Origin of the sequence: Salmonella sp. K21076, from assembly GCF_039650795.1 — a bacterium.
Taxonomy (GTDB): Bacteria; Pseudomonadota; Gammaproteobacteria; order Enterobacterales; family Enterobacteriaceae; genus Salmonella; species Salmonella enterica.
The window spans coordinates 145,672-157,711 of sequence record NZ_JBCLYA010000025.1 but is presented as its reverse complement, the minus strand read 5'-3'; the positions used below and the strand labels follow the sequence as shown (position 1 = coordinate 157,711).

The 12,040-nt window shown below is 52.7% G+C and carries 9 protein-coding genes; 5 read left to right on the top strand and 4 right to left on the bottom strand.

What is annotated here, in order from left to right; translation table 11 throughout:
- Positions 1-2: 2 nt before the first annotated feature.
- Entirely contained in the window at positions 3-1,655 is a 1,653-nt protein-coding gene (hcp, locus tag AAYN39_RS09885) for a hydroxylamine reductase (RefSeq protein WP_000458773.1), read from the bottom strand.
- Between the two features lie 143 nt (positions 1,656-1,798).
- Positions 1,799-2,698 carry a lysine exporter LysO family protein gene (locus AAYN39_RS09880; RefSeq protein ID WP_000491116.1) on the bottom strand — a complete coding sequence of 300 codons (900 nt, stop codon included), beginning with the start codon at positions 2,696-2,698 and terminating at the stop codon, positions 1,799-1,801.
- A 200-nt stretch (positions 2,699-2,898) separates the two neighbouring features.
- Here AAYN39_RS09880 and AAYN39_RS09875 point away from each other — a divergent pair, with 200 nt between their 5' ends.
- Positions 2,899-4,557, top strand: a complete 1,659-nt coding sequence (locus AAYN39_RS09875; protein WP_000599771.1) for an ATP-dependent endonuclease — start codon at positions 2,899-2,901, stop codon at positions 4,555-4,557.
- On the opposite strand, the gene AAYN39_RS09870 is transcribed toward AAYN39_RS09875, so the two are convergent.
- Positions 4,554-5,504: a VirK/YbjX family protein gene (locus AAYN39_RS09870; RefSeq protein ID WP_001682088.1), complete on the bottom strand. Its 951-nt coding sequence runs from the start codon at positions 5,502-5,504 to the stop codon at positions 4,554-4,556. The genes AAYN39_RS09875 and AAYN39_RS09870 overlap by 4 nt on opposite strands.
- 145 nt (positions 5,505-5,649) lie before the next feature.
- Here AAYN39_RS09870 and macA point away from each other — a divergent pair, with 145 nt between their 5' ends.
- Both macA and macB read left to right on the top strand, forming a co-directional pair.
- Entirely contained in the window at positions 5,650-6,768 is a 1,119-nt protein-coding gene (macA, locus tag AAYN39_RS09865) for a macrolide transporter subunit MacA (RefSeq protein WP_001201759.1), read from the top strand.
- The gene (gene macB / locus AAYN39_RS09860) at positions 6,765-8,711 is read left to right on the top strand and encodes a macrolide ABC transporter ATP-binding protein/permease MacB (protein ID WP_000125880.1); all 1,947 of its coding nucleotides are present in this window, start codon (positions 6,765-6,767) and stop codon (positions 8,709-8,711) included. Before macA ends, macB begins: the two co-directional genes overlap by 4 nt.
- Before the next feature lie 129 nt (positions 8,712-8,840).
- On the opposite strand, the gene cspD is transcribed toward macB, so the two are convergent.
- Positions 8,841-9,062 carry a cold shock-like protein CspD gene (gene cspD, locus AAYN39_RS09855; protein WP_000447499.1) on the bottom strand — a complete coding sequence of 74 codons (222 nt, stop codon included), beginning with the start codon at positions 9,060-9,062 and terminating at the stop codon, positions 8,841-8,843.
- A 323-nt stretch (positions 9,063-9,385) separates the two neighbouring features.
- Between cspD and clpS the strand changes: the two genes are divergently transcribed.
- The gene (gene clpS / locus AAYN39_RS09850) at positions 9,386-9,706 is read left to right on the top strand and encodes an ATP-dependent Clp protease adapter ClpS (protein ID WP_000520789.1); all 321 of its coding nucleotides are present in this window, start codon (positions 9,386-9,388) and stop codon (positions 9,704-9,706) included.
- Between the two features lie 30 nt (positions 9,707-9,736).
- Positions 9,737-12,013: an ATP-dependent Clp protease ATP-binding subunit ClpA gene (gene clpA / locus AAYN39_RS09845; protein ID WP_000934058.1), complete on the top strand. Its 2,277-nt coding sequence runs from the start codon at positions 9,737-9,739 to the stop codon at positions 12,011-12,013.
- The last annotated feature ends 27 nt before the right edge of the window (positions 12,014-12,040 follow it).

Below are 12,040 nucleotides of genomic sequence, written 5' to 3'. Positions count from 1 at the left end.
CCTTACGCGCTCAGCAATTGCTTCATGTCTTCTTCAACAGTGGTCACGGAGCGCAGACCGAACTTCTCGTTGAGGATAGCCAGCAAATCCGGCGTGAAGAAGCCTGGTGCGGTCGGCCCGGTGACAATATTTTTCACGCCTAATGACAGCAGCGTCAGCAGAATAACGATCGCTTTCTGCTCAAACCAGGAGAGCACCAGCGATAGCGGCAGATCGTTGACGCCGCAGCCCAGTTTTTCCGCCAGCGTCACCGCCAGGATAATCGCGGAGTAAGCATCGTTACACTGACCGGCATCGACCAGACGCGGCAGCCCTTCGATGTCGCCGAACTCCAGTTTGTTGAAACGGTATTTACCGCACGCCAGAGTCAGAATCAGGCAGTCATCCGGCACGCTGGTGACGAAATCGGTAAAGTAGTTACGCTCGCCGCGCGCGCCGTCACAGCCGCCGACCAGGAAGATGTGACGCAGTTTTTCACGACTGACCAGATCGATGAGCGTATCGGCAGCGCCGAGCAGGGTCTGACGACCAAAACCGACGGTGATGAGATGCGGAATTTCGCTATACGGGAAGCCCGCCATCTGCTGCGCCTGGGCAATGACCGGCCCGAAGTCATCACCTTCAAGATGGCTAACGCCCGGCCAGCCGACGATGCTACGGGTCCAGATACGGTCGTCATAGCTGCCCACGGTCGGGTCGATAATGCAGTTAGAGGTCATCACGATTGGGCCAGGGAAGCGGGCGAATTCGACCTGCTGATTCTGCCAGCCGCTGCCGTAGTTACCGACCAGATGCTTGAATTTACGCAGTTCCGGGTAGCCGTGTGCGGGTAGCATTTCGCCGTGAGTGTAGACGTTAACGCCGGTGCCTTCGGTCTGCTCCAGCAGGTTGTAGAGATCTTTCAGATCGTGACCGGAGATCAGAATGCACTTGCCTTCAGTCGCTTTGACGTTGACCTGAGTCGGCGTTGGGTGACCGTATTTGGTGGTTTCACCGGCATCCAGAATGCTCATCACTTTAAAGTTCATCTGGCCGATTTCCATTGCGCACTCCAGCAGCGCGTTCATATCAGCAGGCCAGGTGCCGAGCCAGGCCATGATTTTGTGGTACTGCGCATAAATGTCGTTGTCGTATTGACCGAGAACGTGCGCGTGTTCCATGTACGCCGCCGCGCCTTTCAGACCGTACAGGCACAGCAGACGCAGGCCGAGGATGTTCTCGCCAATGGCGGCTTTATCTTTATTCGGGGTAAATTCCGCTGCCTGACGTTGCAGTTCGCCCAGATCGTCGCTAACCAGTTGCAGATCGGCCATCGGATTGTCGCAATGCGCATTAGCATCCACGCTCAGGCACTGGGCTTTCAACGCTTCACGCATGGCTATAGCGTCACGGGCGTAGCCGACGATACGCGGAGAGTCGAAGTTAACGTTGGTCAGCGTGGAGAAAAACGCGCGCGGCGCAAAGTTATCAACGTCGTGATTAATGATGCCATATTCACGGGCCTTCACCGCCCAGGCAGACAAACCTTGCAAAGCCGCAATCAGCAGATCCTGCAGATCGGACGTTTCAGCCGTTTTACCGCACATTCCCTGCGCGTAGGAGCAGCCGTTTCCGGCTGGTGTACGGATGGTTTGTTCACATTGCACACAAAACATGGTCACACCTTTTAAAGTTATATTTAATATACATGTTTAAGATTATGCCTGTGAACAAAGGGATAAAAGGGATTTCTGCCATAATGTGCAAGGAGATTGATTTAGCGCAATTTTGGCGGCAGATACCTACCGCCAGAGAGGTATCAGGCCGAGAAGAACGCCATTAAGAGAGGTACCAGCAGGCTGAGGATAAAGCCATGTACGATAGCCGCCGGAACAATCTCTACGCCACCGGAGCGCTGTAATACCGGCAACGTAAAGTCCATTGAGGTCGCTCCGCACAGGCCCAACGCCGTTGAACGGCTGCGGCGAACCAGACCGGGAATAAGCATAATGGCCAAAAGTTCGCGGGCCAGATCGTTAAAAAATGCCGCGCTGCCGATAACCGGTCCAAACGACTCCGTCAGCAAAATACCGGAAAGAGAGTACCAGCCGAAACCTGACGCCATCGCCATGGCGGTTTTTAGCGGTAAGTCCAGGATAAACGCATTAATCACGCCGCCCAGTAATGAGCTTGCCACGACAACGACCGCGACCATCATTCCCCGGCGGTTAAGCACAATTTGCTTTAAGGTCATGCCGCTATTTCGTAGCTGAATCCCCACCAGGAACAATAAAAAGATCAGCGTATATTCACTGGCTTCGGTGGCGTGCTGTAAAACAGAGAGTCCGCTCAGGCCGATGATAAACCCCAATACCACTACGCCGCACAGTTGCAGCGACTCCAGCGCCATGGCAATACGCGAAGGCAGTTTTTCCTGCTGATGATGGTGACGCCACGGGAGGATACGTTCCAGCCACAATAAGGCGGCGATATTACACAATAAAATAATCGTAATACTGACGGCGGAATAATGAAAAATCGCCACCAGATTACTGGCGAGGTTATCCAAAAACGCCAGGCTTATTCCCATAAAAAAGAGAATAAGGTACACGATCCAGCTCAGTAGCCGGTTAATGAGTTGTAATGCGGCTTTATGTCGCAGTGGAATGAGATAGCCCACAATCAGTGGAACCAGAATGATTAAAAGTCCTGAAAACATGAACAGCCGGGCCCTTTTTTATTGTTTGAATAGCGTACATGACACTACCGAATTCCAGACTATCAGTAAAGCGACACCGTCAGCCGTACATTTATCAGACAGTTGCCCCAGGCAAAGGGGGGAATATCACGCCAGGCGGAAGCATTTGCCGTTATACTGCGGTGAGTTTAATGGAGTGGTGACGTTTTTCTGGAGGAAGCATGATTCTCGAACGCGTTGAAATAGTAGGATTTCGCGGTATCAACCGACTATCGTTGATGCTGGAGCAAAACAACGTGCTGATTGGGGAAAACGCCTGGGGCAAATCCAGCCTGCTGGATGCGCTGACTCTGTTATTGTCGCCGGAACTCGATCTCTACCATTTTGTCCGTGAGGATTTCTGGTTTCCGCCTGGCGACATAAAAGGACGCGAGCATCACCTGCATATTATTCTGACTTTTCGCGAAACGCAGCCAGGGCGGCATCGGGTACGTCGTTATCGGGCGCTGGAAGCATGCTGGTCGCCTTGCGAGGATGATTTTCACCGTATTTTTTATCGTCTAGAGGGCGAATGTGGCGCCGATGGCAGCGTGATGACGCTGCGCAGTTTTCTCAATAGCGATGGGCAGCCATTGCCGGTGGAAAATATTAACGATCAGGTGCGCCACCTGGTTCGTCTGATGCCAGTGCTACGTTTGCGCGATGCGCGCTTTATGCGACGTATTCGCAACGGCACGGTGCCCAATGTGCCGGATGTTGAAGTCACGGCCCGGCAACTGGATTTTCTGGCGCGTGAGCTGGCGACCCGGCCGCAAAATTTAACCGACGGGCAGATTCGTCAGGGACTGTCCGCGATGGTGCAACTGCTTGAACACTATTTCTCAGAGCAGGGCGCAGGACAGGCGCGTCACCGACTCATGCGCCGGCGTTCGCAAAATGAGCAGCGTAGCTGGCGCTATCTGGATATTATTAATCGGATGATCGACAAACCGGGCAGCCGGTCGCATCGGGTGATCCTGCTGGGGCTTTTCTCCACGCTGTTACAGGCGAAAGGGACGCTGCGGTTACATAAAGACGCGCGACCATTACTGCTGGTGGAAGATCCGGAAACCCGTTTACATCCCATTATGCTTTCAGTCGCCTGGCAATTGCTCAATCTGTTACCGCTACAGCGGATAGCGACAACCAACTCAGGCGAACTGCTCTCGCTAACGCCGGTGGAGCATGTCGTACGGCTGGTGCGCGAATCTTCCCGCGTCGCCGCCTGGCGTCTGGGCACGGGCGGGTTAAGCGCGGAAGATGGACGGCGCATCGCCTTTCATATCCGCTTTAATCGCGCGTCGTCGCTGTTTGCGCGTTGCTGGCTACTGGTGGAAGGCGAGACGGAAACCTGGGTTATTAATGAGCTGGCGCGTCAGTGTGGACATCATTTTGATGCGGAGGGAATTAAAGTCATTGAATTTGCTCAGTCTGGCCTGAAACCGCTGGTGAAGTTCGCCCGCCGTATGGGAATCGAGTGGCATGTCCTGGTGGATGGCGACGAAGCGGGGAAAAAATATGCCGCGACGGTCCGCAGCCTGCTTAATAACGATCGGGAAGAAGAACGCGAACATCTCACGGCGCTGCCTACGCTGGATATGGAACATTTTATGTATCGTCAGGGCTTTGCCGATGTTTTTCACCGGGTTGCGCAACTTCCGCTTAATGTGCCGATGAATACCCGGAAAATTATCACTAAAGCTATCCACCGCTCGTCAAAGCCGGATTTGGCGATTGAAGTCGCGATGGAAGCCGGGCGGCGCGGAATTGACGCCGTGCCGCCGCTGTTCAGAAAGATGTTCTCGCGCGTGGTTTGGCTGGCGCGGGGCCGGGCGGATTAGCGTTTGAATGTGGCCGGAACCTGTTCGACGACGCTATCGAGTAATGCATAGCGGCGGCGATACTCGGCCCGTTTTTTACTGGCGATCTCCGCTTCGCTTTTTCGGGCGATCGCCAGCGGCAGCGTATAGTAATTCCCTTTAATTCTTTCACCGCCTAACGATTCCCAAAACGCGTCATAGTCGGCATGCATTTGCGTCTTTTTATCCATGTATCGCCAGCTACGATAAACGTGCGCATCGTTACTCACGGCTATAATCTTTTCTGCCTGAAAGACTTGCGCAAACTGACAGAGAGCCTCCATCACGATGCGTTTGGGAAAAAGACCATGGCAGGCTTTGGTCGCCTGCTGGATAATTTCGTGAGGGACGTCGTTTGCCGCGCCCTGTAATCCGCCGATAAATAGTGTGCGTTGTTGGTTAAAGCGACACAGGGTAAATGTGATCTCTGCCAGAATACGTAACTGTGCGTCGCGAACAACAATAGTGCTTTCACCTTCTTTATCCAGTGAGACCAGACTGACTAAATCAAGTTGAAACAACTCGCCGGTTTTAGCTTCAAATTTAGCAAGATTCAGGCCATACTGACTTAAATAGCTAACTTGTTGTTCCCGCGATAAAAGTTGGCGCATCTGTTGATAATGAAAACACAGAGCGTCTAAGGCGAAATCGCGTTTAATATTTACAGCCATATAAGGACGATGTAGCCGAATAGGCAAACGCGGCTGACGAGCAAGTAACGTATTTAACTTCGGCCATTGGGTGAGATTGGTCAGTAATTGGCTGGTTGCACGCGGCATGACTAATGAGCGGATTAAAAACTTGCGACGAAAGCTGGCTTTACGCCAGAATTTTCCTGGCTGTAATTGCCCGCGCGTCAGACGAATAAATAATTGTAAAGGAGAGATGTAATCTGAAGTGTACCAGGTATTATCTGTAAGCTGTGTCATGATCGTAATCCGCGACATAAGATTGTCGAGATTGAACCACAGGAAACATTAACCAATCGTCAATACAGCCGGCGCTATCTTTATTGCGTCAGGTTTGTTTAGATACGGTTTACTTTCTGGTTAAAATTTTGCCGTCAGGGTTTCTATGCGTGCTAAGGGAAAGAAATTTAAAAAGCGTTATCTGGTCATTATTTTAATTCTTTTAGTGGGGGGGATGGTTAGCTGGCGAATGATAAATGCGCCGCTGCCAACTTATCAGACATTAATCGTGCGGCCAGGCGATCTTGAACAGAGTGTACTGGCGACTGGAAAACTGGACGCGTTGCGTAAAGTGGATGTCGGCGCGCAGGTGAGCGGCCAGTTGAAAACGCTGCTGGTCTCCATTGGCGATAACGTTAAAAAAGATCAGCTACTCGGCGTGATTGACCCAGATCAGGCGGAGAACCAGATAAAAGAGGTCGAGGCCACCCTGATGGAGCTGAACGCGGAGCGTCAGCAGGCAGCCGCTGAGTTAAAGCTGGCGCGGGTTACGCTGGCGCGCCAGCAGCAGTTAGCTAAGACTCAGGCGGTATCGCAACAGGATCTGGATACTGCGGCGACGGAGTTGGCGGTTAAACAGGCGCGTATTGGCACCATAGATGCCCAGATCAAACGTAATCGGGCCTCGTTGGACACCGCGAAAACCAACCTGGAATATACCCGTATTGTCGCCCCCATGGCGGGGGAAGTGACGCAAATCACTACCCTGCAAGGACAAACGGTGATTGCAGCTCAGCAGGCGCCCAATATTCTGACGCTGGCGGATATGAGCACCATGCTGGTAAAAGCGCAGGTCTCGGAAGCGGACGTGATCCATCTTCGGGCGGGGCAGAAAGCATGGTTCACCATTGCAGGCGATCCGCAAACGCGCTATGAAGGCGTTTTAAAAGATATTCTGCCGACGCCGGAAAAGATCAACGACGCTATTTTTTATTACGCCCGGTTTGAAGTGCCGAATCCCAAAAGAATCTTGCGTCTTGATATGACCGCACAGGTTTATATTCAACTCATGGATGTCAAAAATGTGCTGATTATTCCTCTCGCCGCGCTTGGCGAGCCGGTGGGCGGTAATCGTTATAAAGTGGCGCTGTTGCGTAACGGCGAAAAACGTGAGCGCGAAGTGGTCATTGGCGAGCGTAACGATACAGACGTGGAAGTGGTTAAAGGTCTGGAAGCGGGCGATGAGGTGATCATCGGCGAGAGCAGGCCAGGAGCGACGCCATGACGGCATTGCTTGAACTGTGCAATGTGAGCCGCAGCTACCCCTCCGGAGAAGAGCAGGTGGCGGTGTTGAAAGATATCTCCCTGCAAATCCACGCCGGGGAGATGGTGGCGATCGTCGGCGTTTCCGGTTCTGGAAAATCAACGCTGATGAATATCCTCGGGTGCCTGGATAAACCGACCAGCGGCACTTATCGGGTGGCGGGGCGGGACGTCTCGACGCTGGACCCGGACGCGCTGGCGCAGCTGCGGCGTGAGCATTTTGGCTTTATCTTTCAGCGCTACCATCTGTTGTCGCATTTAACGGCAGCGCAAAATGTTGAAATCCCCGCCGTCTACGCCGGCATTGAACGCAAAAAACGCCAGGCGCGCGCCAGAGAGTTGCTTTTGCGGCTGGGATTAAGCGATCGCGTCGATTATCCACCTTCACAGCTTTCTGGCGGACAGCAGCAGCGTGTCAGTATTGCCCGCGCGCTGATGAACGGCGGACAGGTGATTCTGGCGGATGAGCCGACCGGCGCGCTGGATAGCCATTCCGGCGAAGAGGTAATGGCGATTTTGCGCCAACTGCGCGATCGCGGACATACGGTGATCATTGTGACGCACGATCCGCTGATTGCCGCCCAGGCGGAGCGGATTATTGAAATTCACGATGGCAAGATTGTCCATAATCCGCCCGCGCAGGAAAAGAAACGCGAACAGGGCGTTGACGCTGCCGTAGTTAATACGGCTCCCGGCTGGCGGCAATTTGCCAGCAGCTTTCGCGAAGCGCTGTCGATGGCGTGGTTAGCGATGGCCGCTAACAAAATGCGTACTTTACTGACCATGCTGGGAATTATTATCGGTATTGCGTCGGTGGTGTCGATTGTGGTGGTCGGCGACGCCGCAAAACAGATGGTACTGGCGGATATCCGCGCTATGGGCACTAACACGATTGATATTCATCCAGGCAAAGATTTTGGCGACGACAACCCGCAGTATCGACAGGCGCTGAAATATGACGATCTGGTGGCTATTCAGAAACAGCCGTGGGTTAACTCTGCGACGCCCAGCGTTTCAAAGAGCTTACGTCTTCGCTATGGCAATATTGATATTGCCGTAAATGCTAATGGCGTCAGTGGCGATTATTTTAACGTTTACGGCATGTCCTTTAGGGAGGGGAACACCTTCAATGCTGTACAGCAACAGGATCGCGCGCAGGTGGTGGTGTTGGATGCCAACACGCGACGCCAGCTATTTCCAAATAAAGCGAATGTCGTAGGAGAAGTGGTGCTGGTGGGTAATATGCCGGTTATTGTTATTGGCGTGGCGGAAGAGAAACCGTCCATGTACGGCAATAGCAATCTGTTGCAAGTTTGGTTGCCCTATAGCACGATGTCAGATCGCATAATGGGTCAGTCATGGCTTAACTCGATCACCGTTCGTGTGAAAGATGGCGTTGATAGCGATCAGGCTGAACAGCAGCTTACCCGCCTGCTCACCTTACGCCACGGTAAAAAAGACTTCTTCACCTGGAATATGGACAGCGTCCTGAAAACGGCTGAAAAAACCACCTATACTCTTCAGTTATTTCTGACGCTGGTGGCCGTCATTTCGCTGGTTGTCGGCGGCATCGGCGTTATGAATATTATGCTGGTTTCCGTCACCGAGCGAACGCGTGAAATCGGCATCCGTATGGCGGTAGGCGCGCGCGCCAGCGATGTGCTACAGCAGTTTCTTATTGAAGCGGTGCTGGTTTGCCTGGTTGGTGGAGCGCTGGGGATTAGCTTGTCGATGTTCATCGCATTTATGCTACAGCTTTTCCTGCCCGGCTGGGAGATCGGTTTTTCACTGACAGCGCTGGCGAGCGCGTTTTTATGTTCGACGTTTACCGGGATATTGTTTGGCTGGCTACCGGCGAGAAACGCGGCGCGACTGGACCCGGTGGATGCGCTGGCAAGAGAGTAATCTTGCTGACGTCATTTGTCGGCCTGATAAGATGCAACAGTGTCGCCACCAGGCACTGGCGTTAAATAAAAATGCCAGCCGATCGGGCTGGCATTTTGCCTTCTGGATGTACACAATGAGACAGAGGAGCTATGCAACGGCCTCTGCTTCGATGGGCACGATGACGCTGGCGTGATTGCCTTTTGGCCCCTGGTGGACATCAAACCGGACAGACTGTCCGGCTTTAAGCGTTCTGTAACCATCCATTTGAATGGTGGAATAATGGGCGAAAATATCCTCGCCGCCGCCTTCAGGGCAGATGAAACCAAACCCTTTGGCATTGTTGAACCACTTTACAGTACCCGTTTCCATGCTTCGACATCCTTCGTAAATCTTATATAAGTAAGATGGAATGAACCGGTGACGGAGTGGGGGCTGTTCAAAACCTCACCAACTCTCGACATTACAATTTAGAGAAATCAGGCGAGGCGTCAAGCATCAGGCAGGGGGGATCGGGTAAAAATGAATCAAAAATTTGAAGCAGTTAACGCTATTGCCGGGAATGTGACAGATGTCGTGGATGGTACTGATAGATGTTAGTTATCTATCAATTGAGGTAGATTGATTGTGTGCATAGACTCTGGTCAGCGGCAGATTTTCCTGCCGACAACCGTAACCGATAATGACGACTGACAATGGGTAAGACGAACGATTGGCTGGATTTTGACCAGTTGGTGGAAGATAGCGTGCGCGACGCGCTAAAACCGCCATCTATGTATAAAGTGATATTAGTCAATGATGACTACACTCCGATGGAGTTTGTTATTGACGTGTTACAAAAATTCTTTTCTTATGATGTAGAACGTGCAACGCAATTGATGCTTGCAGTTCACTATCAAGGCAAAGCTATCTGCGGCGTGTTTACCGCCGAGGTGGCGGAAACCAAAGTGGCGATGGTGAACAAGTATGCAAGGGAGAACGAGCATCCGTTGCTGTGTACGCTGGAAAAAGCCTGAATGCAGGTATAAAAATTGGGGGAGGTGCCTATGCTCAATCAAGAACTGGAACTCAGTTTAAACATGGCTTTCGCCAGAGCGCGCGAGCACCGTCATGAGTTTATGACCGTCGAGCATCTGTTGCTGGCGCTGCTCAGCAACCCATCGGCTCGCGAAGCGCTGGAAGCATGCTCCGTGGATCTGGTGGCGCTCCGTCAGGAACTCGAAGCCTTCATTGAACAAACCACACCCGTACTGCCTGCCAGTGAAGAAGAGCGTGATACGCAGCCGACGTTAAGTTTCCAGCGTGTCCTGCAACGTGCCGTCTTCCACGTTCAGTCTTCCGGGCGTAGTGAAGTGACTGGCGCGAATGTGCTGGTGGCTATCTTTAGCGAGCAGGAATCACAGGCGGCTTATCTGCTGCGTAAGCATGAAGTGAGCCGTCTGGATATCGTGAACTTTATTTCTCACGGGACGCGAAAAGACGAACCGAGCCAATCTTCCGATCTCGGCAATCAGCCAGCTGGCGACGAACAAGCTGGCGGGGAGGAACGTATGGAAAACTTCACGACGAATCTTAACCAACTTGCTCGCGTGGGCGGCATCGATCCGCTGATTGGTCGTGAAAAAGAACTTGAACGCGCGATCCAGGTCTTGTGTCGTCGCCGTAAAAATAACCCGTTGCTGGTAGGGGAATCCGGCGTCGGCAAAACGGCGATTGCCGAAGGGCTGGCCTGGCGTATCGTGCAGGGCGATGTGCCGGAAGTGATGGCCGATTGTACTATTTACTCTCTGGATATCGGTTCGCTGCTGGCGGGCACCAAATACCGCGGCGATTTTGAAAAACGGTTTAAGGCGTTGCTGAAACAGCTTGAGCAGGATACCAACAGCATCCTGTTTATCGATGAAATCCATACCATTATCGGCGCTGGCGCGGCGTCGGGTGGACAGGTGGATGCGGCAAATCTGATTAAACCGCTGCTTTCCAGCGGCAAGATCCGGGTGATCGGCTCAACGACCTATCAGGAATTCAGCAATATTTTTGAGAAAGACCGCGCATTAGCGCGCCGTTTCCAGAAAATTGATATTACCGAGCCTTCGGTGGAAGAGACGGTGCAAATTATCAACGGCTTGAAACCTAAGTACGAAGCGCACCACGACGTGCGTTATACCGCGAAAGCGGTGCGTGCGGCGGTCGAGCTGGCGGTAAAATATATCAATGACCGCCATCTGCCGGATAAAGCCATTGACGTGATTGACGAAGTGGGCGCTCGGGCGCGTCTGATGCCGGTGAGCAAACGTAAGAAAACGGTCAACGTGGCGGATATTGAGTCCGTAGTGGCGCGAATTGCGCGAATTCCTGAAAAGAGCGTCTCGCAGAGCGATCGCGATACGCTGAAGAACCTGGGCGATCGTCTGAAAATGCTGGTCTTCGGCCAGGATAACGCGATTGAGGCGCTGACCGAAGCTATTAAGATGAGTCGTGCGGGCCTGGGCCATGAGCATAAACCTGTCGGCTCATTCTTGTTCGCCGGCCCAACTGGCGTAGGGAAAACTGAAGTTACGGTACAGCTTTCAAAAGCGCTGGGTATTGAGCTGTTGCGTTTTGATATGTCCGAATATATGGAGCGTCATACGGTGAGCCGTCTGATCGGCGCGCCTCCGGGATACGTCGGTTTCGACCAGGGCGGGCTGCTGACGGATGCGGTGATTAAGCATCCTCATGCGGTGCTGTTGCTGGATGAGATCGAAAAAGCGCACCCGGATGTCTTTAACCTGCTGCTGCAGGTGATGGATAACGGTACGCTGACCGATAACAACGGCCGCAAGGCGGATTTCCGCAACGTGGTGCTGGTGATGACCACCAACGCCGGCGTGCGAGAAACCGAACGTAAATCTATTGGTCTTATTCATCAGGACAACAGTACCGATGCGATGGGTGAGATCAAGAAAGTGTTTACGCCTGAGTTCCGTAACCGTCTCGACAACATTATTTGGTTCGATCATCTGTCTGGCGAGGTGATTCATCAGGTTGTCGATAAGTTTATCGTCGAGTTGCAGGCTCAGTTGGATCAGAAAGGCGTCTCCCTGGAAGTCAGTCAGGAAGCGCGCGACTGGCTGGCGGAAAAGGGCTATGACCGGGCGATGGGCGCACGACCAATGGCACGTGTGATCCAGGATAACCTGAAAAAACCACTGGCCAATGAGTTGCTGTTTGGATCGCTGGTTGACGGCGGACAGGTCACCGTCGCGCTGGATAAAGAGAAAAATGCGTTGACGTATGACTTCCAGAGTGCGCAAAAGCACAAGCCGGAAGCCGCGCACTAATCTTCGTTTCACTGCCGTACAAACCGG